The sequence below is a fragment of the Thermococcus sp. 5-4 genome (genome assembly GCF_002197185.1).
In the GTDB taxonomy this organism is placed as follows: Archaea; Methanobacteriota_B; Thermococci; order Thermococcales; family Thermococcaceae; genus Thermococcus; species Thermococcus radiotolerans.
Window position 1 is genome coordinate 1,493,456 of the sequence record NZ_CP021848.1, and the last position, 23,074, is coordinate 1,516,529.

General features: G+C 57.0%; 27 protein-coding genes. 18 read left to right on the forward strand and 9 right to left on the reverse strand.

Features of this window, described 5'->3' with window-relative positions; translation table 11 throughout:
- The first annotated feature begins 73 nt into the window (after positions 1–73).
- From CDI07_RS08250 to CDI07_RS08265, 4 genes are read left to right on the forward strand one after another with little or no spacing between them, the layout of a single operon-like run.
- The gene (locus CDI07_RS08250; protein ID WP_088181163.1) at positions 74–793 is read left to right on the forward strand and encodes a hypothetical protein; all 720 of its coding nucleotides are present in this window, start codon (positions 74–76) and stop codon (positions 791–793) included.
- A gap of 40 nt (positions 794–833) precedes the next feature.
- The gene (locus CDI07_RS08255; RefSeq protein ID WP_088181164.1) at positions 834–1,268 is read left to right on the forward strand and encodes a PspC domain-containing protein; all 435 of its coding nucleotides are present in this window, start codon (positions 834–836) and stop codon (positions 1,266–1,268) included.
- A gap of 1 nt (position 1,269) precedes the next feature.
- Positions 1,270–1,497 (forward strand): hypothetical protein, encoded by a 228-nt coding sequence (locus CDI07_RS08260; protein WP_088181165.1) that lies wholly within the window; start codon positions 1,270–1,272, stop codon positions 1,495–1,497.
- Positions 1,498–2,424, forward strand: coding sequence for a triphosphoribosyl-dephospho-CoA synthase (locus CDI07_RS08265; protein WP_088181166.1), 927 nt, complete (start codon positions 1,498–1,500; stop codon positions 2,422–2,424).
- Here the strand turns inward: CDI07_RS08265 and CDI07_RS08270 are convergent.
- The 4 genes from CDI07_RS08270 to CDI07_RS08285 form a co-directional block, all read right to left on the reverse strand.
- Positions 2,408–2,689, reverse strand: a complete 282-nt coding sequence (locus CDI07_RS08270) for a family 4A encapsulin nanocompartment shell protein (RefSeq protein WP_088181167.1) — start codon at positions 2,687–2,689, stop codon at positions 2,408–2,410. The two genes, CDI07_RS08265 and CDI07_RS08270, sit on opposite strands and share 17 nt — an antisense overlap.
- Before the next feature lie 48 nt (positions 2,690–2,737).
- Complete coding sequence (locus CDI07_RS08275; protein WP_088181168.1) at positions 2,738–3,580, reverse strand: hypothetical protein; 843 nt, start codon at positions 3,578–3,580, stop codon at positions 2,738–2,740.
- A gap of 128 nt (positions 3,581–3,708) precedes the next feature.
- Positions 3,709–4,350, reverse strand: coding sequence for a neutral amino acid NAAT transporter SnatA (gene snatA / locus CDI07_RS08280; protein ID WP_088181169.1), 642 nt, complete (start codon positions 4,348–4,350; stop codon positions 3,709–3,711).
- Between the two features lie 39 nt (positions 4,351–4,389).
- A complete protein-coding gene (locus CDI07_RS08285) occupies positions 4,390–4,797 on the reverse strand; it encodes an OsmC family protein (RefSeq protein WP_088181170.1) in 408 nt (135 codons plus the stop codon).
- A 58-nt stretch (positions 4,798–4,855) separates the two neighbouring features.
- On the opposite strand from CDI07_RS08285, the gene CDI07_RS08290 reads away from it, so the two are divergent.
- Positions 4,856–5,698, forward strand: coding sequence for a radical SAM protein (locus CDI07_RS08290; RefSeq protein ID WP_088181171.1), 843 nt, complete (start codon positions 4,856–4,858; stop codon positions 5,696–5,698).
- Here the strand turns inward: CDI07_RS08290 and CDI07_RS08295 are convergent.
- A complete protein-coding gene (locus CDI07_RS08295) occupies positions 5,625–6,470 on the reverse strand; it encodes a gamma-glutamyl-gamma-aminobutyrate hydrolase family protein (protein ID WP_088181172.1) in 846 nt (281 codons plus the stop codon). The two genes, CDI07_RS08290 and CDI07_RS08295, sit on opposite strands and share 74 nt — an antisense overlap.
- 67 nt (positions 6,471–6,537) lie before the next feature.
- Positions 6,538–7,794 carry a PLP-dependent aminotransferase family protein gene (locus tag CDI07_RS08300; RefSeq protein ID WP_088181572.1) on the reverse strand — a complete coding sequence of 419 codons (1,257 nt, stop codon included), beginning with the start codon at positions 7,792–7,794 and terminating at the stop codon, positions 6,538–6,540.
- 238 nt (positions 7,795–8,032) lie between these two features.
- On the opposite strand from CDI07_RS08300, the gene CDI07_RS08305 reads away from it, so the two are divergent.
- The 7 genes from CDI07_RS08305 to CDI07_RS08335 all read left to right on the forward strand — a co-directional run bounded on the left by CDI07_RS08305 (position 8,033) and on the right by CDI07_RS08335 (position 14,734).
- Positions 8,033–9,001, forward strand: coding sequence for a ribose 1,5-bisphosphate isomerase (locus CDI07_RS08305; protein ID WP_088181173.1), 969 nt, complete (start codon positions 8,033–8,035; stop codon positions 8,999–9,001).
- A 96-nt stretch (positions 9,002–9,097) separates the two neighbouring features.
- On the forward strand, positions 9,098–10,369 hold the full coding sequence (locus tag CDI07_RS08310) for a C/D box methylation guide ribonucleoprotein complex aNOP56 subunit (RefSeq protein WP_088181174.1): 1,272 nt from the start codon (positions 9,098–9,100) through the stop codon (positions 10,367–10,369).
- A 5-nt stretch (positions 10,370–10,374) separates the two neighbouring features.
- Positions 10,375–11,055, forward strand: coding sequence for a fibrillarin-like rRNA/tRNA 2'-O-methyltransferase (locus tag CDI07_RS08315; RefSeq protein WP_088181175.1), 681 nt, complete (start codon positions 10,375–10,377; stop codon positions 11,053–11,055).
- Between the two features lie 132 nt (positions 11,056–11,187).
- Positions 11,188–12,240: a hydroxymethylglutaryl-CoA synthase gene (locus tag CDI07_RS08320; protein ID WP_088181176.1), complete on the forward strand. Its 1,053-nt coding sequence runs from the start codon at positions 11,188–11,190 to the stop codon at positions 12,238–12,240.
- Between the two features lie 10 nt (positions 12,241–12,250).
- Complete coding sequence (locus CDI07_RS08325) at positions 12,251–13,411, forward strand: thiolase domain-containing protein (RefSeq protein WP_088181177.1); 1,161 nt, start codon at positions 12,251–12,253, stop codon at positions 13,409–13,411.
- Between the two features lies 1 nt (position 13,412).
- On the forward strand, positions 13,413–13,817 hold the full coding sequence (locus CDI07_RS08330) for a Zn-ribbon domain-containing OB-fold protein (RefSeq protein ID WP_088181178.1): 405 nt from the start codon (positions 13,413–13,415) through the stop codon (positions 13,815–13,817).
- 62 nt (positions 13,818–13,879) lie between these two features.
- Positions 13,880–14,734 (forward strand): DMT family transporter, encoded by an 855-nt coding sequence (locus CDI07_RS08335; RefSeq protein WP_088181179.1) that lies wholly within the window; start codon positions 13,880–13,882, stop codon positions 14,732–14,734.
- Between the two features lies 1 nt (position 14,735).
- Here CDI07_RS08335 and CDI07_RS08340 read toward each other — a convergent pair whose 3' ends face one another.
- A complete protein-coding gene (locus tag CDI07_RS08340) occupies positions 14,736–14,996 on the reverse strand; it encodes a hypothetical protein (RefSeq protein ID WP_343232476.1) in 261 nt (86 codons plus the stop codon).
- A gap of 32 nt (positions 14,997–15,028) precedes the next feature.
- The gene (locus CDI07_RS08345; protein ID WP_088181181.1) at positions 15,029–15,538 is read right to left on the reverse strand and encodes a GNAT family N-acetyltransferase; all 510 of its coding nucleotides are present in this window, start codon (positions 15,536–15,538) and stop codon (positions 15,029–15,031) included.
- 70 nt (positions 15,539–15,608) lie between these two features.
- On the opposite strand from CDI07_RS08345, the gene CDI07_RS08350 reads away from it, so the two are divergent.
- Positions 15,609–16,151: a multiprotein bridging factor aMBF1 gene (locus CDI07_RS08350; protein WP_088181182.1), complete on the forward strand. Its 543-nt coding sequence runs from the start codon at positions 15,609–15,611 to the stop codon at positions 16,149–16,151.
- Position 16,152: 1 nt separating this feature from the next.
- Here CDI07_RS08350 and CDI07_RS08355 read toward each other — a convergent pair whose 3' ends face one another.
- The gene (locus tag CDI07_RS08355; protein WP_088181183.1) at positions 16,153–16,563 is read right to left on the reverse strand and encodes a DUF356 domain-containing protein; all 411 of its coding nucleotides are present in this window, start codon (positions 16,561–16,563) and stop codon (positions 16,153–16,155) included.
- A gap of 124 nt (positions 16,564–16,687) precedes the next feature.
- Between CDI07_RS08355 and CDI07_RS08360 the strand changes: the two genes are divergently transcribed.
- The 5 genes from CDI07_RS08360 to CDI07_RS08380 all read left to right on the forward strand — a co-directional run bounded on the left by CDI07_RS08360 (position 16,688) and on the right by CDI07_RS08380 (position 23,055).
- Positions 16,688–18,406 carry a DUF505 family protein gene (locus CDI07_RS08360; RefSeq protein ID WP_226996563.1) on the forward strand — a complete coding sequence of 573 codons (1,719 nt, stop codon included), beginning with the start codon at positions 16,688–16,690 and terminating at the stop codon, positions 18,404–18,406.
- Complete coding sequence (locus CDI07_RS08365) at positions 18,406–19,245, forward strand: ATP-dependent Clp protease proteolytic subunit (RefSeq protein WP_088181185.1); 840 nt, start codon at positions 18,406–18,408, stop codon at positions 19,243–19,245. The genes CDI07_RS08360 and CDI07_RS08365 overlap by 1 nt, the downstream gene beginning before the upstream one ends.
- Positions 19,246–19,390: 145 nt before the next feature.
- Complete coding sequence (locus CDI07_RS08370) at positions 19,391–20,293, forward strand: coiled-coil protein (protein ID WP_088181186.1); 903 nt, start codon at positions 19,391–19,393, stop codon at positions 20,291–20,293.
- A gap of 9 nt (positions 20,294–20,302) precedes the next feature.
- A complete protein-coding gene (gene arcS, locus CDI07_RS08375) occupies positions 20,303–22,009 on the forward strand; it encodes an archaeosine synthase subunit alpha (protein ID WP_088181187.1) in 1,707 nt (568 codons plus the stop codon).
- A gap of 2 nt (positions 22,010–22,011) precedes the next feature.
- Positions 22,012–23,055, forward strand: coding sequence for a hypothetical protein (locus CDI07_RS08380; protein WP_088181188.1), 1,044 nt, complete (start codon positions 22,012–22,014; stop codon positions 23,053–23,055).
- Positions 23,056–23,074: the final 19 nt, after the last annotated feature.

Consider the following 23,074-nt stretch of genomic DNA (forward strand, 5'->3'; position numbering starts at 1 on the left):
CAACTTTTCTTTGTAACTCTTGCCGGGCGTAAACTTTATACGGAAAATTAGGATATTTTCATCGGTGTGGTGCATGAGGCGAAGAGGTGGTGTCCTGGGGGCAGTGCTCGGCGTGGCCCTCGCGGTCCTTCTGATCGGTGCGGTTCTCACAGTCCTAGCCATCAGGGGGGACATACACATAAACGGGATAACCCCGAAGAAAGTGGCGGGGAAGGTCGTTGAGATCGGCGAATTCAACGCCTCCGTTCTGGAGGTAACGGCCGTGGTCGGCGACGTCTCGGTCGTCGGCGCCAACGTGAGCGAGATCGTGGTCAGGAGCAACCTGCCGATAAACGTCAGCCTGGAGAACGGGGTTCTTACCGTCTACTGCCCCACGAAGAAGGTCGGCATCAGCCACAGGAACGTCTGCAACGATTACAGGAACGGCACCGTTATAATTGAGGTTCCGGGGGGGCTGCTGGGCCTGAACGTCCACGATGTTGTTGGGGACGTTCTGGTGGCCGCGGACTCGGCTGGAATCGACATTACTGACGTTGTGGGACAGGTGCGGGGAGCCTCCTGGAACGATTACGACCTCTCTGACATCGTGGGCGGTGTCGCCCTCAACGTCGCAGAGAGGGCGACGATAAGCGACGTGGTTGGCGACGTGACCATAACCGTTCCCCGGGGCTTTGGGGCGGCGCTCACCGTCAAGGACATCGTGGGGGATGTGACCAACACGGCCAACGGGAAGAACGGCACCGTCGTAATCACCGTTAATGACGTGGTTGGCGACATCACTGTGGGGGGATGACTTTTTAAGCCTCCGGATTTTCTTATCTCTGGTGGAAACCATGGCGAGGAAGCTCACACGCTCGCGGAAGGACAGAATCCTCCTGGGGGTTCTTGGCGGCATAGCGGAGCATCTGGACGTTGACCCAACGCTGGTCAGGATCATCTTCGCGGTGCTCTTCGTCTTCAACCCTGTGGCTATGGGACTGCTCTACTTCATAGTGGCCCTGATAATACCCGAAGAGGGGGAGGAGGGGGAAGAAAAGCCCCTTGGGGATAAAATCACCGAGCTCGTGGACGAGACCGGGGAGAGGCTCGAGGAGGTTTTCTCGGGAAGCGAGAATGCAAGGGCCCTCGCGATAGTTCTCATAATCCTGGGTGCGATTCTACTGGCCGGCCCGTTCTTTCCGCTGGTGATGCCCGTCGTTGACCCCAAAACCGCCCTGGCGGTCGTCTTCCTCATGATAGGCATAATACTGCTGGTGAAAGGTGATTGAGATGAGAACCCTCGGGATAATACTCGTTTTCATAGGTCTGCTCGTCCTCCTCAGGGAGTTCGACCCCGCGTTCCTCGGCTGGCTCCAGCCCTACGCCCCCTACATCAAGGAGGCGTTCGGAGGGGTCACCCTCATCGCGATAGGCCTGTACTTCCTGACCCGGAGAACGGCGAGGAAGCTCGTCCTAATCGCTTACTTAATCTACCTGCTCCTCTATCTGGTGGTCTGAATGGAGAGGTGGAGAATAGTCCGCGCCTTCACCCTCGGTCCGCTCCTCGAGGCAGCGGTTCCAAAGCCGGGCAACGTGAGCAGGCTCAGGGATTTCGACGACCTCACCTTCTACCACTTCCTCTTCGCCGACACGGCCGTTACGGGGGTTTACTACGAGGCCGTGAAGACGGCGGAGCTTCTGCGGAAGGGCATCCTCGAGCCCCGGGAAGCGGGACTCGGCGAGCTGATAAAACGCGCCCTCCAGGCATCGCGCGAGGCCCAGGACGCCAACCCCAACTTTGGCGTTGTGGCCCTCTCGCTTCCCCTCATAATGGGAATGACGATTGGGAGGAACATGCTCGATGCGAGGAAAAAGGCGAGGCTGCTGATAGAGGAATCAACGGTCAGGGACACGATGGAGCTCTACCGGGCGATAAGAATAGCCAACCCCAAGGGAATCCCCAGCGGCGTCAAGTACGACGTCTACTCCGACGATTCCTTCAGGGAGCTTTTCCAGGACGGGATTAACCTCGCCAGGCTCGCCGAGATAAGCTGTAAACGAGAGCTGATATTCTGCGAGTGGCTCAAGGAATACGAGCTGAGCTACTCCACCTTCGGAAGGCTCTACGAGCTGATAAAGGAGCTCCCGCTGGAGGACGCCGTCGTGAGGGCCTTCGTTGAGCTGCTCGCAACAAACCTCGACACGCTGATAGTCAGAAAGGCAGGCCTGGAGGAGGCGAAGCTCGTTCGAGAGAACGCCGGGAAGGTTCTCGCCGGAGAGCTCGGCGTTGAGGAGTTCGATGCCTTCATGCGCGAGAGGGGCGACCTGAGAAACCCGGGCAGCCTGGCGGACGTCATGGCCGTCTCGCTCAGCCTGCTCGTCCTCAGGGGATTAAGGATAGAATTGAGAAACGGAAGGGTCTGGGGAGTTATAGGACGACCTTGAAGCGCTTCGCCCCGCCCAGACCGAGGCCCAGCGCCTTGCTGTCCACAACGACGGCGTCACCGTCGAGTTCGTCGAGCATGCGTATCTTTAGGCCGGAGAGCTCGAAAACCTCCTCCTCGTCGCCGAACTCCTCGTTTATCTGCGCCCTTATGAACTCGTACGCCTCCTTTCCAAGGAGGACTATGTCGGGTTCGTAGCCGTCGAGCTTCAGCTCGTTGGCCTTCTCCTCCACGGTGCTCAGAACACGGATCAGGTCTCCACGCATCTTCAACACCATTAGAGAGTTGGTGGGGAAGTTTAAAAGGGTGATTGCTCAGGGGGCACTACTGAATGCCCCCGCGTAGGCTCTGACGGTTTTTTCATCGCCCATTATCATGAGGACTCTCATCAGATTCATGCCCTCGACTTCCACGAATTCCACGTAGAGGTACTCATCGTCCTTAACAAAGAGGGCCGAGTACATGGGTTTCAGTACCTCCGTTTCCAAGACCTTCACATCCTCGCGCTTACTAAAGCCGGCTGACTCTAACCTCTTCACCGTGATCTTCAGAATTTCCTCCGGAGTGCAACTGCAGGTCCCGTTGACCCAGGCAGTCGCAGGTGGGCAGGCCCCGGCGGATGTTAGGTTGAGGGCCTTCCCGCAGAAGGGCATGTCGGTCTTCTTCCAGCTTCCTCCGCCTATGGGAACGACGAAGGTGGCAATCTTCACTTCTCCTGACGGAATCATTAGCTCCGTCCTGAGAGTGTATTCTTTGAGGCACTTCTCCCAGAGTGGATCCGTCGGATTCGGATTGTGATGGCAGAGGTGAACGCTGTGGGAGGCCTTGGCACCTTTCTCTATCTTGACCCTGACCTCTCCGCGCTGGATGTGGCAGGGTGGAGTTATGCCGAGCTCTGTGGCCCATTCGTCTATTATGGAATACCCGCTTCCCCCACTAATCGGCCAGGCTCCGAAGCCTTCACTGAAGCTTACCTTGGAGCCGTTCTCGGGGTAGTACGCTACGTTTATGACGTGTGGCGACTGAACGAGGGGAAAATCCGAGGAGAAAGTGCAGGTTTTTGGGCTCTCTTCCCCTCTCTTTAAAATAACCGCCCCAAAAAGCACGAGGAATATAATGGCCAGCGCGAGCACCAGACCGGTTGCTCCCTTCCCCATGGGTGACCCCCGAGTACAGATAACGAACAGTGCGTGTTTTTACTTTTCCGAATCCGTTACATATAGAACGCTTATGATATTTAACTTTTTCGAGTTGTTAAAAATGACGAAGAACGAGATTTAAGGGCCTAAATTCCAAACGCCCCCTTGATGCCGTTGATTATCATCTGCACCGCCATGGACGTGAGTATCAGGCCCATCATCCTCGTCATGACCTTTATTCCCACCCTGCCGAGCCTCCTCTGTATCCCGTTGGACGAGCAGAGGATGAGCCAGACCGTTACGGCTATCGCAGCTATGCTTGCTATGACCGCCCCTTTCTCAGGTATGGACGTGCTCTTAGCCATGTAGAGCATCACCGTCGTTATCGCGCCGGGGCCGGAAATCAACGGGATCGCCAGGGGGATCACCGCGACCTCCTCGAGGGTGACGACTTCCTCGCTGAACTCCTCGGTTTCTTCCCTGCTTATCTTGACCGAGGAAAGCTTCCCCGAGAGCATCTCCATAGCCATCTTGAAGAGCAGTATCCCACCGGCTATCGCGAAGGCGTCCGTGCTGGAGCCGAAGAACTTGAATATCCACTCCCCTATGAGGGCGAAGGTTACGAGTGTAACGACCACAGTTATCGCGGTCTTTCTGGCTATCTCCCGCCTTTCCCTCCTGGAAAGGTCGTGAGTGACTCCAAGGAACACCGGAACGGCTCCAACCGGGTTCGTTATCGCGAACAGCCCACCGTAGAGTATCACGAAGTGCTTGACCAGCTCTATCACGTCACCACCCGAAGGCGGGAAGAAGAGGAGGTTAAAAACCTAACCCCTGATTATCTCGAAGGAATACGTAACTTCAGCGCCGCTGAGCTTCACGTGGGCGGATGCCGAGCAGTACTTGTCCTGGCTCAGCTCTATGGCGCGCCTGGCCTTCTCCTCCCTCACGTCCCCATATATCCTGTAGTGGAGGTGCACCCTGTCGTATATCTTCGGGTGCTCATCACGCCTCTCGCCCGAAATCTCGACCTCCAGTCCTTCAATGGGCTCGCGCATCTTCTGGAGGATCATAACCACGTCGTAGGCGGTGCAGCCGGCAACGCTCAGAAGAAGGAGCTTCATGGGACTTATGCCGCCGTCTCCAAGGATTATCGCGCACTGGTCGGTGTCCATCTTTCCCACGAACTGCATGTTCTCGACCCACTTAACCCGTCCCCTAACTTCATTTGTCACCTTTTTCACCCATTCGTGTAGACGCAATCCCTTTTAAGGACTTTTCGTAGGCAGGAATATGTATATCCGGCCCTTCGACCCGTGGAAGGCTAAGCTCTGCACCTGCCCCTTCAAGTACACCCTCAACGTCTATACCGGTTGCGACCACGCGTGCGTCTACTGCTACATAACGAGCTACATCCCCAACGCCTTCCGCGTACGGACTAAAGAGGGTCTCCTGCCGAAGCTGGAGCGCGAACTGAGGCGTTTTGACCGGCGCCACATAATAGCGCTCTCCTACTCCTCCGACCCGTATCCAACGATTGAACGTGAGCTGGGCATAACCCGGAGCGTTCTCAAGCTCTTCAGGCGCTACGGCGTCCGCTGCCTGCTCCTTACGAAGTCCGACATCTTTGAGCGCGACCTGGACGTTCTGAGCGATCTCAAGTGCGCCGTCGGGATAACCGTGACCACGGTGGATGAACAGAAGGCGAAGCTGCTGGAGCCGAACGCCCCTTCCCCGAGGGCGAGAATCCGGGCGCTTGAGAGGGCAAAGGATGCAGGTATTCCAGTTTACGCCCGCATCGACCCGATAATACCTTTCTACACCTGGGAGGACTTCGATGAAATCCTCGATGCCCTGAGCTTCGTGAGCCACATAACCGTCTCGACCCTCAAACTGAGGCCCGATTCAAAGGGGAGGATGTTCGTCAAGTTTCCGGGGCTAATGGAAAAGCTGTGGCCCCTCTACGAGAAGGGGGAGAGGATTGGGGGATACCACTACCTGCCCCGCGAGCTGAGGTTTGAAATCCTAAGGGAGGCGGAGAGGAAGGTTTTGGGGAAAGGAATCACGTTTGGTTCGTGTCGGGAGGGCTATCGGTCGTTTCCGAGCTGTGATGGCTCTCATCTTGTTCCCTTGTGAGCTCCTCCCTGAGCTCGGCCTCTATCTCTATCTTCTCCATCTCAAGCTTGCCCCTGCGGTACTCGGCGGCGGCTTTGACGAAGGCCTCGAAGACCCTGTCCATCTCGGGTAGGTACTCCGGCTGCCACTGCAGGCCAATTATGAAACCATCGGTTCCCTCGATGGCCTCTATCAGACCGTCCACGGCGTAGGCAACTGGCTTTATTCCCTCACCGACCCTCTTAACCGCCTGGTGGTGGAAGCTGTTGACCCGGAGGTAAACCTCGTTGGTTCCCTCTATGTCCAGCTCGTCCTTGAGTATCTCGTAGAGGGTAGAGCTGGTCTTTATCCTGACGCCATGAACCCTCTGGGTCGGTCCAATCAGCTCGACGTCCCAGTCGTGCTTTATGGCCTTTGGGATGTCGTTCAGGTCCTGATAGAGCGTTCCCCCGAGGGCCACGTTTATCACGTGCATTCCGCGGGAGATGCCAAGTATCGGAACGCCCATCTCCACGGCCCTCTTCACGAGCCGTATCTCGAACTCGTCCCTGTCAACGTCGACGTATTTTATCGCGCCCGAGGGGTCCTCTCCGTAGAAGTGGGGATGGACGTCTGGGCCCTCGATGAGCAGCACACCGTCCACGTGCTCAAGAACCTCCTCGGGGGAGGAGTTTATGTTGAAAACCGCCGGAATGCCCCCGGCAGCGGTGACCTTCTCAACGTGCCTGCGGTCGAGAAAAAGCCTGTTTTTGGATGGATCAACCTGACCTATTATGCCTATCAATGGCCTCATAAGTACCACCACCTAGTGATGTGTTCACGTCAGAATAAAAAGCTTTGCGGGAAGAAAAGAAGGAACGTCAGCCCTTGAGGGCCTTCATCTCTTCCTCTATGACCTCGGCGAGCCTCTTAACGCCGTCGCGTATCTTCTCCTCGGGCACGTAGGTGAAGTTCAGACGCATGGCGTTCTTGACCTCGCGGTGGGCGAAGAATGCCTCGCCGGGCACGTAGGCAACGCCCCTGCTTATGGCCTTCTCGGCCATCACCTTGGTGTCAATGCCCTCTGGGAGGGTGACCCAGATGAACATTCCTCCATCGGGCTTGGTCCACTTGACGCCCTCGGGCATGTACTCCTCAAGGGCCTCCAGCATGGCGTCCCTGCGCGGCTTGTAGAACTCTATTATCTTCGGTATGTGCTCGTCGAGGTGGCCGTCCGCCACGTACTTCCAGGCTATGACCTGGCTGAGGGTGTTGGCGCAGAGGTCAACGGCCTGCTTGGCTATCTCTATCTTCCTGATGAAGTGCGGGTGAGCTGCTATCCAACCGAGCCTCATTCCCGGGGAGAGTATCTTCGAGAAGGTTCCGAGGTACATGACGCGGCCCTCGTCGTCGAAGTGCTTTATGGGCGGTATGGGCTCGCCCGAATACCTGAGCTCGCTGTACGGGCTGTCCTCGACGATGAGGAAGTCGTATTCCCTGGCGAGTTCTATGAGCCTCTTCCTCCTGTCCAGGCTCATCGTGACGCCCATCGGGTTCTGGAAGGTTGAAACGGTGTAGACGAACTTGATCTTCTTGCCCTCCGCGTTGAGCTTCCTGAGCTTCTCCTCGAGGAGGTCAACCATCATACCGTTGTCGTCCATGGGGATGCTGAGGAACTCGGGGTCGTAGTACTTGAACGCGTTGAGTGCCGCGAGATAGGTCGGCCCCTCGACCACGACTATATCGCCGGGGTTTATGAAGACCCTTCCGATGAGGTCGAGCGCCTGCTGTGAACCGGCGACCATCATTATCTCGACCTTGCTGGTCGGGATGCCGTAGCGCTTCTCCATCCAGTCCGCCAGAGCGAGGCGGAGCGGCGTGAAGCCCTTGGTGGTTCCGTACTGCAGGGCCTTGTCGGCGTGGTGGGTGAGAACCTCGGCGGCTATCTCCTTTATGGTCTCAACAGGGAAGGTTTCGGGAGCGGGAAGACCGCCGGCAAGGGAGATGACGTCTCCAGCTTCAACGAGCTTGAGGAGTTCCCTAATCTCCGAGGCCTTCATACCCTGAGCCTTGTCCGAGAAGTACGCCTCAAAATCCAGTGACCCTGAACTCAGCTTGCGCATAAGTTTTTCCTCCACTTCCGTTCCCCCCATTAGATGCACACTTTTGAGCACGTCATCAAATCTATACACTTAAGGGGTAGCGGCGATTGGTTATAAATCTTTCTGCAATGGTCGTTAGTGCCGTTTACGTTTGTAAAGTGCTTTGTGGGGGTATTTTTAAGAACATCAACGGACTGAAAGGAACACGGGTGAACACAAAACCCCTATAAACCCTCCCGCCATAACCTGGGTTTACCGAAGAGGGGTGATGGAGATGACGGTAGTGAAGGAAGTGCTCGAGATTGCCGACGAAATCAGGAACATGGAGATTAGGGGGGCTGGCAAGATAGCCCGCTTCGCGGCCTATGCGCTCCAGCTTCAGGCTGAGAAGAGCAAAGCAACGAACGTTGACGATTTCTGGAACGAGATGAAGAAGGCGGCCAAGATACTGTACGAGACAAGGCCCACAGCGGTTTCCCTCCCCAACGCGCTCCGTTACGTCATGCACCGCGGGAAGGTTGCCTACGCGGGCGGCGCCGACCTCGACCAGCTCAAGTTCGTCGTCATCAACGCCGCCAAGGAGTTCATCCACAACTCCGAGAACGCGATAATCAGGATAGGCGAGATGGGGGCGAAGCGCATAGAGGATGGAGACGTCATAATGACCCACTGTCACAGCAAGGCTGCCATAAGCGTCATGAAGACCGCATGGGAGCAGGGCAAGGACATAAAGGTCATCGTCACCGAGACGAGGCCCAAGTGGCAGGGCAAGCTCACCGCTAAGGAGCTGGCCAGTTACGGCATCCCGGTCATCTACGTCGTTGACAGCGCCGCGAGGCACTACATGAAGATGACGGACAAGGTGGTCATGGGTGCGGACAGCATAACGGTCAACGGTGCGGTCATAAACAAGATTGGAACGGCTCTGATAGCCCTCACTGCCAAGGAGCACCGGATATGGACGATGATCGCAGCGGAAACCTACAAGTTCCACCCCGAGACGATGCTCGGCCAGCTGGTCGAGATAGAGATGCGCGACCCGACGGAGGTCATTCCCGAGGAGGAGCTCAAGACCTGGCCTAAGAACATAGAGGTCTGGAACCCGGCCTTTGATGTAACTCCCCCGGAGTACGTGGACGTCATCATAACCGAGCGCGGGATAATCCCGCCGAGCGCGGCCATAGACATACTCAAGGAGGAGTTCGGCTGGGCCCTCAAGTACACCGAGCCCTGGGAGGACTGAGGCTCTTCTCCTTTTCTTCCACTTCGTTCCACCGATAGGGCTTAAAAGGGGTATGCCTTTTATACTTCAGAAACAAAAACTGAGAGGGTGATGATGATGAAAGCTTACGTGGCTGAGAACGTCAGGGGCATCTACGCCTTTGACGAGAGCGGTAATCTCATTGATCAGAGGGTCTTCTCCGGAAGGCCGGAGGCGAGCCTCGACAGGCTTCTGAAGGGCGAGCCAAGCGACGAGCTGATTTCTTTCCTCGACGAGCTTAAGGAGAGGGGCTACGACGAGTTCGTCCTCGAGGACTCGGAGCTGAGCAGAAACCTAAAGGAGCTCGGCTACAACGCCACCGCGGAGTTTCCGAACATCGCAGGGGAAAAGCTCCGCTCAAGCCCTGAGGAGTTCCTCGGCGAGAACTGGTTCGACGAGTACTTTGGAGTTGGCGTTGCCCTGACGAGGCTCCGCATACAGGAGCAGAGCGGGGCAAGGGACAAGATGATAATCCAGGCCATCGAGTCCCTCGACGACATCGACAAGGTCATCAACCTGCTCGTTTCTCGCTTGAGGGAGTGGTACAGCCTTCACTTCCCTGAACTCGACGAGATACTGCCCAAGCACCAGCAGTACGTTGCCTTTGTCAAGACCGTTGGCCCGAGGGAGAACGTGAGCGAGGAGAAGCTCAAGAGCCTCGGCCTCCCCGAGGGCAAGGTGGAGAAGATTCTGAAGGCGGCCGAAACCTCGATGGGCGCTCCCCTCGGCAAGTTCGACGCTGACATCATAATGAAGCTCGCGAGCGAGATAAGCGACCTCTACAAGCTGAGGGAGGAGATAGAGGACTACCTCGAGACCGCCATGGACGAGGTCGCACCAAACCTGAAGGCTCTGGTCGGTGCCAAGCTCGGCGCCAGGCTGCTCAGCCTCGCCGGCGGTTTGAAGGAGCTCGCCATGATGCCGGCATCGACCATACAGGTTCTCGGTGCCGAGAAGGCGCTCTTCAGGCACCTGAGGAGCGGTGCCAAGCCACCCAAGCACGGCGTCATCTTCCAGTATCCTGCCATAAACCGCTCACCGTGGTGGCAGAGGGGTAAGATAGCGAGAGCTCTGGCCGGAAAGCTCGCCATAGCTGCCAGGGTTGACTACTTCTCCGGTGAATACATAGCCGAGGAGCTGAAGCAGGAGATAGAGCAGCGCATCCAGGAGATAAAGCAGAAGTATCCGAACCCGCCCAAGAGGAAGGCCAAGCCTGAAAAGAAGAAAAAGAAGAAGTTCAAGGGGAAAGAAAAGCGGGGCAAGGGCTTCGGTGGAAAGAAGAAGGAAAAGGCAGGAAAGGGTAAGAAGGGCGAGAAAGGCGGAAAGAAAAAGAAGAAGGGCAAGAGGTGAGGTAGATGAGGATTAAGAAGCACAAGTTCCCCGGCGTTTACGTCTTCGTGGATGAGGACGGTAGCGAGAAGATAGCCACCAAGAACCTCGTTCCGGGCCAGAAGGTCTACGGCGAGAGGCTGATTAAATTCGAGGGCGAGGAGTACAGGGTGTGGAACCCGAGGCGCTCAAAGCTCGCCGCCGCTATACTCAACGGCCTGGAGAACTTCCCGATAAAGCCCGACTCAAAGGTTCTCTACCTCGGAGTCGCGAGCGGAACGACCGCTTCCCACGTCAGCGACATCGTCGGCTGGGAGGGGAAGGTCTTTGGCGTGGAGTTCTCACCTAGGGTCCTGAGGGAGCTCGTTCCGCTGGTTGACGAGCGCAGGAACATCGTGCCGATACTCGGCGATGCGACAAAGCCTGAGGGCTACCGCGCGCTCGTGCCGAAGGTTGACGTCATCTTTGAGGACGTTGCCCAGCCGACGCAGGCGAAGATACTCATAGACAACGCCAAGATCTACCTCAAAAGCGGCGGCTACGGCATGATAAGCGTCAAGAGCAGGAGCATTGATGTCACCAAGGAGCCGGAGCAGGTCTTCAAGGAGGTCGAGAAGGAGCTCGCGAGCTACTTCGAGGTCGTTGAGAGGCTTTCGCTCGAACCCTACGAGAAGGACCACGCGCTGTTCGTTGTGAGGAAACCATAAAGGTGTTCCCTCGTTTTCCGTCCTTTTTTATCGCCAATCGTCGAAAAAACCTTTTACTTTTACCGAAAGACTTTTATAACTCGCTCATGAACCTTAGCCGAAGTTACGTTCAGCTTTTGTAGGTGATGCCCCATGAAAAAGCTCCTGAAGCCAAGGCGCGAAGTCGGCATCGTCGGCTACGGTGCCTACGTTCCGATGTATAGAATCAAGGCCGAAGAGATAGGAAGGGTCTGGGGAGTTTCCAGCTTCCCGATACAGGAGAAGGCCGTTCCCGGTCTCGACGAGGACGCGCTCACGATAGGAATTGAGGCCGCGAGAAACGCACTCAGGAGGGCCCGGATAGACCCGACGCTCATCAGGGCCGTCTGGTTTGGAAGCGAGAGCAAGCCCTACGCCGTCAAGCCCACTGGCACGGTCATAGCTGAGGCCATCGGCGCCACACCCGATGTAAGCACGGCTGACTTCGAGTTTGCCTGTAAGGCCGGAACCGAGGCACTGCAGACGGCAATAGGCTTCGTCGGTTCCGAGATGGCCGACTACGCCATGGCCATCGGTGCCGACACCGCACAGGGAAGGCCCGGTGACCACCTTGAGTTCACCGCCGGTGCCGGTGGAGCGGCCTTCATAGTCGGCGAGAAGAACAGCGAGACCGTCGCCTACTTTGAGGGCAGCTACTCCTACGTTACTGATACGCCCGACTTCTGGAGGCGCCAGCACGAGCACTACCCGAGGCACGGAAACAGGTTCACCGGCGAGCCGGCCTACTTCCACCACATAGTCAACGCCGCCCAAACCCTCATGGAAGAGCTCGGCCTCACTGTGGACGACTTCGACTACGCCGTCTTCCACCAGCCGAACGTCAAGTTCCCCCTCACCGTTGCTAAAATCCTAGGAATCCCGAAGGAGAAGGTTCTTCCTGGCCTGCTCACCGGAATCATCGGAAACACCTACAGCGGTGCAACGATGGTCGGTGTTTCAGCGGTTCTCGACATAGCCAAGCCCGGAGACAGGATTCTGTGGGTCAGCTTTGGCTCCGGTGCGGGAAGCGACGCCTTCAGCATAGTCGTTCAGGACGTCATCGAGGAGAAGCGCGAGCTGGCTCCGAAGACCATGGACTACGTGAACAGGAAGAAGTACATAGACTACGCTCTCTACGCGAAGGCGAGGAGGAAGTACATCCTGTGAGGTGGTTGAGATGAGGAAGGCAGTCATAATCGGTGCCGGTATGACCCCGGTTGGTGAGCACTGGAAGCTCGGATTGAGGGATCTCGCAGTCGAGGCGCTCCTCAACGCTATGGACGACGCTGGAATAGACAAGGTCGATTCACTCTACGTTGGAAACATGGTTTCTGGCCCCTTCGTGGAGCAGGAGAACCTCGGCGCGCTCATAGCCGACTGGGCTGGACTTGGAAACATCCCAGCCGTTAAAATCGAGGCCGCCTGTGCCAGCGGTGGTGCCGCGGTTCAGGAGGGAGTCAAAGCCGTTCTCAGCGGACTCGAAGATGTGGTTGCCGTCGTCGGCGTTGAGAAGATGACCGACGCCTGGCCGAGCGACGCCACCAGATACCTTGCCTACGCTGCCGATGCCGAGTGGGAGCTGTTCCACGGGGCGAGTTTCGTAGCTTTGAACGCACTCATCATGCGCTACTACATGAAGGCCTACGGGTACACCGAGGAGGACCTGGCACTCTTCGCGGTCAACGCCCACGCCAACGGCGCCAAGAACCCCTATGCCATGTTCAAGCGCCCGATTAAGGTTGAGACCGTTCTCAAGAGCCCCTACGTTGCCGACCCGCTCAAGCTCTTCGACGCCTCGCCGGTCTGCGACGGTGCGGCATCGGTGATAATCACCACGCCCGAGAAAGCCAAGGAACTCGGCGTTCCGAAGGAGAAGTGGGTCGAGGTTGCCGGAATGGGGCGCGCCATAGACACCATAACCCTCGCCAGCAGAGAGGACCTTCTCGTTTTGAAGGCCGCCAAAGTCGCCGCCGAAAGGGCCTACAAGATGGCCGGCGTTGAGGCCAAGGACATCGACTTCTTCGAGGTTCACGACGCCTTCACCGTCATGGCGGCACTCAGCCTCGAGGCCCTCGGCGTTGCCGAGAAGGGAGAGGGAGCGAAGCTGGCCAAGGAGGGACAGATAGCGATTGACGCGGACTACCCGATACAGACCATGGGAGGTCTCAAGGCTCGCGGTCACCCGGTCGGAGCCACAGGAGTTTACCAGACGGTTGAGGCGGTCCTCCAGCTCCGCGGTGAGGCGCCGAGCCAGGTGCCTGACGCGGAAATCGGACTGACTCAGAACATAGGTGGAACCGGTTCGAACATAACCGTTAACGTCTTTAGGAGGGTCTGAAATGGCGCGCCCGATGCAGGTTTCCCGCTACTGGAGGCACTTCCGTGAGAAGTACATGCTCATAGGTGGAAAGTGCGAGAACGGTCACGTGCACTTCCCGAAGAGGTCGGTCTGTCCGGTCTGCGGCTCGAGGAAGATCGAGGAAATCGAGCTGAGCGGCAAGGGCAGGGTCCTCAGCTGGACCATCGTCAGGAACCCGCCCAGCGGCTTCGAGTACTACAAACCCTTCCCGCTGGCGCTCGTGGAGCTCGAAGAGGGGCCCGTCGTCCTTGCCCAGCTGACGGACGTCGACCCGGAGGAGATAGACTTCGGCATGGAGGTCGAGGTCGTCACCAAGAAGATAAGGGAGTTCGAGGAGGACGGAATAATCCTCTACGGCTACAAGTTCAGGCCTCCGCTGAAGTGAGGTCTTTTTTTCTGTCTTTTTCAATCGCTACCCTTATTAGCCCCGGTGCCCCATCCCCCACCATGAGCATCATCCTCGGCGTGATCTTTGCACTCTCCGCGGCCCTTCTGTGGGCGGTTGGCTCGCTGCTCGCCAGGGTCTCCATGCGGGGCATCAGTTCACTCTCCCTCAACGTTCTGAGGCTCTTCATGGGTGCCCTTCTGTACCTCGTGGTTCTGGCTATCTACGGCATTCCTCCCCTCGGAACCCCGGGCTTTTTGATCCTTATCTCCTCGGCCCTGATCGGCTTCACACTCGGGGACTGGCTCTTTTTCGAGTCCATCAAAATACTTGGCGTCTCCAGGGCGGCCCTCCTCGTGACGCCTTATCCTATACTCACGATGCTCCTGGCTCACATCTTCCTTGGAAGGCCCCTGACCATCCAGATCGGTGTGGGGGCTTTCCTGATAATCCTTGCGGTGACGATACTCATGGGCGAATCGAGGGAGGGGAGGCTCGACCCCAGGGGAGTCCTCTTCAGCGCCGGCGCGCAGGTTCTCTGGGCCGCCGCGATCGTCATGACCGACTGGCTCGTCACGGGCAACAACCCCCTCGTCATAGCCGGCCTCAGGATAAGCTTCGGCGCCCTCGGTGCTGTTATCTTCGTGCCGAAGATACTGCCGGACGTCAGGAGGATGAAGCCCAGGAACTGGGCGACGGTCTTTCTCGTCGCGTTCCTGGGAACCTTCCTTGGTCACTGCTTCTTCACGACGGCAATAAAAGAGGCCGGTTCGAGCATAGCCACCCCTGCGGCGGAGTCCAGCCCGATTCTGGCTGCCCTCCTGGCCGTGCTTTTCCTGAAGGAGCCCTTCACCAGGAGACTTCTCTACGCCATGATCCTCACGGGCGTCGGGATAATCCTCATCTCGACGGGCTGACTCATGCCCTTTCTATCCTCAGCCTGTCCCCGTTCTCGAACTCCATCTCCAGCCTTCCGCGTTTGGCCCTGACTTTCACCCCGTCAACGACGGCGTCTATCCTTCCGTCCCTAACCTCGACGCCCAGCATCTCGGCCATCTCGTCAACGCTCTTCAGGGAGCCGTTAATGGTAGTTTCGATCCTCTCTCCCTCGCTCTCTACAACAACCTTCAGCCTGCCCTTACCTTCGCGTATGAAGCTCTCTTCCTTCAAATCTTTCACCCTCTCAGGCTGGGGTGGTTTTATGCACGGCATCAACTATCCCCCAGCGGTTTTCTATTATCATCCCTTCGCATGTCTTTCACCATGCGCACCCATATCCCGCTCTGACCGACGCGCCTGAAGCCGTAGTCCTCGTAGAACTTGATGGCCTTCTTGTTCCTCTCGCCCACCCAGAGTTCTATCCTGTCGTTGTGCTTCCCCAGGTACTCCAGGCACTTCTCCATGAGCACGTGGCCTATGCCGTGTCCCTGGAAGCGCCTGTCTACCACGAACTCGTGAATCGCCCCGACCGTTCTCCCCTCGTACTTGCTGTACCAGTCGTTGTCGCAGACTATGAAGCCCGCTATCTCATCGCCGACCTTTGCGATGAAGAAGCCGTCCTTCGCCTTGTCCCAACACCATCTAAGGTAGCGCTTCGCGTAGCTCTCCCCTTCACCGCCGTACTCGCGCATTCCCTCGTAGCCTCGCATGTAGATTTCAATGAGCCTCTCCAACGTTTCTTGGTCGAGCCGTTGGAGCCTCTCTATTTTTACCCCGCTCATCAATATAAGCTCATCGTGGGGTTTAAAAAGCCTGACTCCGAGCCTTAAGTGTGGCAAGAAGGTGGTTGAGATGGGGAAAGCCAAGCCTAGATACTGCGAGATATGCGGTGCTCCAATAAGGGGGCCAGGCCACAAGATAAGGCTTGAGGGGGCGGAGGTTCTCGTTTGCAACCGCTGTTACGAGAAGTACGGCGGAAAGAAGCCCGGAACGTTCAGCATCATGCCGACCGGCAGGCAGCCGGCGAGGAGAACCTATTCACGGCCGGCCAGGCCGAGGCCATCATCCAAGCCCAGGACCGAGAGGCCGCTCTACACCGAGGAGATAGTTGAGGATTACGCCGAGAGGGTTTACAGGGCGATACAGCGCTCGGGGAAGAGCTACGAGGAGCTTTCCCATGAGATAGGTCTTTCGATGAACGATCTGAGGGCCATAGCCCACGGCTATCGCGAGCCGACGATAAAGGAAGCAAGAAAGCTGGAGAAGTACTTCAAGATAACCCTCATCGAGCGCGCCGAGACCAAGATCGAGAAGAAGGCCTCGATTCCCAAGGACTACGAGCCAACGCTCGGTGACATAGCCAACATCAAGATCAAGAAGCGGAAGAAGAAGTAAATCAGAGCTCTTCCAGTTCTTCCTCTTCTCTCTTCTTCATGAGTTCCTCTGCCTTGGTTCTCTTCGGCGGGTGGAATCCCTTGAGCTTCTCAAAGGTGCCCCAGAGGCGAATCAGCTCCTCCCAGACCTCGCTGTCGGGGGGTATCACGAGTATATGCGCCGGGGGGTGAATGTCCGTGAGCCTTCCTATCGCCTTCGCCGGCGGAAGGTTTATCTGGGCAATCACGTGCGCCCTGAAGCGCCTCTTCGGCTTCTCGCCGCTTATCTTCTCGAAGGCCCAGTCGGACAGGGCGGGAGGGATGATCCTTGGGTCGCCGCGTATCTCCATGCCGCCGTAGCGCACCAGGTCGGCGAGGGCTATGCTGGCCTTCTGGAAGTTGTCGGTCCTTACTAAAACCATCGTGTTTCTCATACGCATCACCGTGCTCTCCTTGTGCCGGCACCTTTTAAACCTTCCCCGTTTTTAGTTACCGAAATTTTTAAAAACTTTAAGTTTCTAAAATCTCTGCAGTCTTTTTGATCAAGCTGAAGAGGTGATGGAAATGTATCTTAAGAAGAGGCCCCTTGAGATACTCAGGGAAATGAAAAAGACCGAGAGTCAGGCCGAGATCGAGGCCAAGCTCCCGGAGGAGTTCCAGATAAGGGCAATCGAGCTCTACATTCTCGGGTTTGCTGAGCTTGGGGGCGGAAAGATTAAGCTCACCGAGGCCGGGAGGAAGCTCCTCGAGATAAGCGAGTCTCTGAACCTAGACGAACTTCCCGAGGTCATAGCCGACACGGAAATAACCAAGATGCTCGAGCTCTTGGAGGAGACCGGAAAGGTTCCCAAGAGCTGGCTTGAGAAGCTGAGAGAGAGGAAGCTCGCCGATGAGAACGGCCTCACTGAGTTCGGAAAGGCGCTCCTCCAGCTTTACCGCGAGACCCACCCGGTCGTCTACCTTACCCCTGAGATAGTCTCGTTCCTTAGGGGAATGCCAAAGCTCGGAACCCTCGACGAGCTGGTCACATTCAAGAACTCGCGCCTTTACGGCGACAACATCGTTAACGCCCTGCAGGCTATGAGGCTTCTCCTCATCTCGCCGCCGACCGAGAAGGGAAGGGCCTTCGCGACCACTCCGGCGGCAAAGCTCGCTCTCAAGGCAGTCAGCATGATTCCAGTATTTGCTCGCGCGATAGTCCTCAGGAAGGAGGACTTCGAGGCCTTAAAAGCCGGAAGGAGCAACGCCGAGCTCGAAAGCATGGGGCTCAGCGACGAGAAGGGCACAACGGAGTTCGGAAAGGCCATGATGGAGACCTACGAGGCTATGGGCAGGGTCGAGGAGAAGGTTCTCCCGGTTTACCTGCTCGACGATGAGCTTTCGGTGCTCGAGGCCATCAGAGGAATCGAGGAGAAGTACGAGACCAACCCAGACATCTTGCCCACCGAGAAGGAAATCGCCAAGCGCGTCGAGGTTGAGGACCTTGGAGCAATTCTGCACCTCCTCGAGAGCAAGGAGCTCATAGAGAGGAGGCTCGTCAAGAACAAGGACACCTACTGGCTCACCGAGTGGGGTAGGGAAGCAATAAACTTCGGAACCGTGAGTCCGGATGGAATGAAGGCGATAACCTCCGCCGAGAGCGGTGACGTGCCCATAGCCGAGTGGGTCATCAAGGCCCAGAAGGAGGGACTCGTCAAGGCAGGAGTCACCGACAAGGGCAGGTTCTACCTCAAGCTCAGCAGGAGCATCAAGAGGAAGCCATTCCTCACCAAGTACGACGCCGCGATACTTGCCAAGACCCCTAGGAAGAAGTACATCCACAGGGATGAGCTGGTGGAGCTAGTGAGAGATTACGTCGGCGGGGACGAGAAGGAGATAATAAGGGCAATCGGCGAGGCGGAAGCTAAGGGCTTTATCGTCGAGCTCCAGAACGGCATGGTCAAACTCACCGCCCTAGGAGAGGAGGTCAAGACCGCCCTCGAGAACGCCAAGCTCCAGGAGATAGTCAAGGTCAAGTTCAGCGTCACGCCGACCCTCTACAACGTGCTCAAGGTGGTCTACGAGGAGCTTGAGACCTTCAATAGAATCTGGAAGGAGAAGGGCGAGGTCAAGGACTACAAGATGGAGGAAGTGGACGTCATCAGAAAGCACCTCGGCCTCAGTGACGACGAGATAAAGAAAGCCTTAACGATGCTCCGCCAGCTCGGCTTCCTCGGAAGCAAGAGCCTCACCGAGGCGGGCAGGGTTCTCGTTGAAGCTTTTGGAGGTGGTAATTGATGGACGCGGCGAGCGGATTCTTCGGTTCGCTGCTGTGGTGGTTGTTCTTCATGTACATTCTCCTGTGGCCTCAAATGCAGTACAGGAGCCTGCAGCTGGCCAGGGCGAAGCTACTCAGGAGACTCTCGGAAAAGCGAAAATCAACGGTAATAACAATGATTCACAGGCAGGAGAGCATAGGACTCTTCGGAATACCCTTCTACAAGTTCATAAGCGTTGAAGACAGCGAGGAAGTTCTCAGGGCCATCCGCTCGGCACCAAAGGACAAGCCGATTGATTTGATAATCCACACGCCTGGAGGGCTTGTTCTCGCGGCAACGCAGATAGCGAAGGCCCTCCACGATCACCCGGCTGAGACTCGCGTCATAGTCCCCCACTACGCCATGAGCGGCGGAACACTCATCGCATTGGCTGCTGACAAGATAATAATGGACCCGCACGCGGTTCTCGGCCCGGTTGACCCGCAGCTCGGCCAGTATCCTGGACCAAGCATCGTCAGGGCGGTGGAAAAGAAGGGCGTTGACAAGGTGGATGATCAAACACTTATCCTGGCGGACGTGGCTGAGAAGGCCATCAACCAAGTTCGCGACTTCGTCTACAGCCTTCTGAAGGACCGCTACGGCGAGGAGAAGGCGAGGGAGCTTGCGCAAGTGCTGACCGAGGGCAGGTGGACTCACGATTATCCAATTACCTACGAGCACGCGAAGGAGCTTGGGCTTCACGTTGAAACGGACGTTCCCGAGGAGGTTTACGCCCTCATGGAGCTTTACAAGCAGCCAATGAAGCAGAGAGGCACCGTAGAATTCATGCCCTACACACAGAGGGGCGAGAGCTCCTGAGGATTCGAGATTTCCCCTACTTCCACCATTTTTGAAGGACTCACAAAATTCCAGCCAAAAAGTTTTTATTTACTCTCACCGTTTTCAGTCCAGATGTTTGGAGTAAGCTCACGGGCTGTTCTAAAAAGAGGGAAGGGGAAGAGAGATGCAAGCGAAAGTGGACCCAGAGGAAATTAAGAGGATCAAGAGGGAGATTGAGGCCCTTGAAAAGGAGAGAAACGAGATAAGGGCCAAACTGGAGGAGCTTGATAAGGAGCTTCAAATCTGGATTCAGAAGAGGGACGAGAAGAACAACGAGGTCAAGGAGCTCCGCCAGAAGGGACGCGAGTATAAAGCCAAGAGGGATGAAATCAACGCCCAGATACAGGAGCTCAAGAAGAACCGCGAGGAGATAAACGCGAAGCTCGACCTCCTCTACCAGGAGATACTCGAGTACAGGACGAAGAGGGACGAGTACAACCAGCTCAGGCGCCTTAAGATGCCGCCCGAGAAGATACAGGAGCGCATAGAGAAGCTGGAGTGGGAGCTCCAGACCAACCCGAACATAACGCCGGAGAGGGAGAAGCAGATAGTCGACCAGATTCAGGTCCTTGCCACCGAACTCGAGATACTCCAGCAGGCCCAGAGGTTCCACACCAAGCTCCAGGAGACCAGGAAGAAGGTGGACCAGCTCAAGAAGGCCAGAAGGGCCATAAGCATGGAGATACAGAAGCTCGCCAACCAGAGCCAGCAGTTCCACGAGCAGATGATAAAGGCCTTCAACCAGGCCGACGAGGTCAAGAAGGAGGCCGACGAGTACCACGCCAAGGTCGTTGAGCTCAGGGAGAAGATCAAGGAAGTCAGAAAGGAGCTTCGCGAGATCGAGAAGAAGATAAGGGAGTACGACGAGAGACACAAGGAGCTCATCGCCTACAGGCTCGTTGCCAGGATGCGCTCCAAGAAGGACGCCAGCTTCGAGAAGGCCGTCGAGGCCCTCGAGAAGTTCAAGAAGGGCGAGAAGCTCACCCTCGACGAACTGCTCCTCCTACAGAGGTACAACCTCGTCTGAGGCCTGGCTATGGAGGTCATCAGGCACGAGGGGCCTGGAAGGCTGGGCCTCGTAAGACTCGGGGAGTACTCGTTCAGAACCCCCGCACTGGCAGGGGTAGACTTTACACTCTCCCCGTTCAACTCCTTCTTCCATCCCGCCGAGCCCGGGGAGTATGACCTCAACCTCGCCCCCGCAATCCCGCTCGGCTTCTACACGCCGGATGAGGTTATAGAGAAGGCCCTCGGAAGGCTCTGGAGCGTAAACTACGGGGGCTTCAACGCATTCTACCTGCCGGCCCTGAGGAGGACCTCCTACCTGGGCGAGTTCTTCAAGATAATCGAGCGCTACAACTTCGACGCCGTCTACCTCGGCAACTCGAAGATTCTAATAAGGGAATACCGCTACTTCGTGAGGATTCTGAGGGAGCTGCGCGAGAGATTCCCCAACGTCATGATAATAGCCGATCTGGAGCCCTTCTTCTACCCACTGGCCGTTTACCTCGGCGTTGATGCCTTCGACACGCGCTCGCTCAAGCTGTACGACTTCGACGGCAAGGGATTCACCGGGTACAGCCCGTTCCTCTGGAAAGAAGAGCCGAACTCCCTCGACTTCGCCCGTGAGACCATACTCCTTGTGAGAAAGGCCCTCCAGGAGGGCAAGCTCCGCTATCTAGTTGAGAACTTCTTCAACACCCAGTACCACGCGGGGATACTGAGGATAGCCGACATGGAGCACGGAGATTACCTCGAGAAGTACACCCCAATCCAGAAGGAGACCGTCTACTTCATAAGCGACGCCTCGATAAGAAGGCCGGAAGTGAGGAGATGGCACGAACGTGTTGCCGAGCGCTTCGTCCCGCCGAGGAACACCGAGCTGGTTCTCCTCTTCCCGTGCTCCGCCAAGAAGCCCTATTCCTTCTCACGCTCACACACGCTCTACCGCAAAGCTGTGAAAGAGGCCCTCGGCTCTGGGATAAGCAAAGTTCACGAGCTCATACTCACCTCACCCTTCGGCGTCGTGCCGAGGGAATGGGAGTGGCTGGCAAAGTACGACATAGTCGTTACCGGCCACTGGAGCGAGGAGGAGATAAGGCCAGCGGCAGAACTCCTCGCGAAAACTCTCGAGAAGTACCCGAAGGAGATTCCGATTATAGCACACCTCGACGAGGCCTACGTCGAGATTGCAAAGCTCGCTTCCGAGCTGAGTGGGAGGGAGATAACCTTCACCCGCGTTGAGAACGGGACGACGAGCAGGGAGAGCCTCAAAGCCCTCACCGAAACCTTAAGGGAGTTCGAGCTCGAGGGAACGAAAGAAGACAGAACCTACCGCTACTTCGAGGGTATAAGGAAGGTCTTCGACTTCTACTTCGGCCCGGGAGCCGGAGAGGCAGTCCTTCCAGAGAACGGCAGGGTCAGGGGTTCCAAGATGCCCCGCCTCTTCGTTGAAAACCAGCAGACGGGAACCTTCAAAGACGGCGTGATAAGCGTCACCCCCTTCGGAATGCAGAGGATATACGACTCCCTCAAATCATACTGGGTGAAGATTGACTTCGAGCTCCGCGGTGATGTCTTCGCGATCGGCGTTGACGAGGCGGACCCGGCTATAAGGCCGGACGACATAGTCGGCATAGTCCGGGACGGCAAGGTTGTCGGCGTCGGAAAGGCCGTTCTGGCCGGAGAGGAGATGGTCAGGGCGAGAAAGGGCGTCGCCGTCAAGGTCAGGAAGAGGGCCTGAGTATGAGGAGGTTTTTCAGCCTTCTCCTGGTTATCTCGGTTCTTATTTCCTTCCTGCCGGGAGCCTCAGCCGACTATCTGGGGGCGGAGAGCCTAGACTTCCACGTCATTGCGGCCTACGGTGACTCCGCCCTGCTCTCGCTTGTGTACGTTCCATACTCAACCTCGATGAGCGATACCTTGGTGCCCACCGGTTACTTCTACTACAACTTCTACGTCAACTCGAGCGGGGCGTACCTCATAGGGGACTCCCTGGAAGAGCCCGTGGTCTACTGGTATAGGGGCTTCTACTACGCCTTCATACCCAGTGAAGGCTCGGTAGAGGTTTACAGAATGGGGGAGGGCTGCTTTGAGGGGATACTCACCGTCAAATCCCGGAACAGCGACTCGGCCCCAGCATTCGCCGTTGCAGTTCCGTACCTCGTTGTGCAGGTCTCGGAGAACGAGGTTCTGGCCGTCAATATCGCCAGGAACGTAACCGTTGGAACCCTGGACCTGAGGGAGGCCGAGAGCGGAACCTATTTCAGGGGCGTGACCATCGTCAAGGAGGGAAAGAACATCAGACTGGTTGGGGACTCGCCCGAGAAACCACCCACCGCCATGGCCGTCCACGTCTCCGGCGACGCCCTCCGCATTCCCGAAGGGAACATCGAACTTCCGCTGAATTCCGTGGGAAAATACCTGTGGGCTCGGGAGGAGGCGGGGCACCTCAGGGTGTACAGGCTTGAGAACGCCCTCCTGCTGGTACCCCCGAGCGTTACCCACTACTTCGCCCCCGACGCCAACTCCACCGGGGAACTGCTGGAGTTCGGCAACGAGAGCGTTGCAGTCAGCGGCACCACGGATGTTTACGTCCTGTACTACGACGGGAAGCTGAGGGCCTTTCCCCTCGGAGAGCCGACGGGAAGCAGGTTCCTGGTAAAGGCTGAGGGTGTGAGGTTTGTCGGGTGCGAGGTGCCGAGAACGTACGCCCTCGAGTTCTGGGCGGCAGTGCTCCTGCTGGCGCTGATAGGCTTCACCTGGTTCTTCATGGTGAGGAGGCAATAGCAAAGTTTTTATCTTCGTG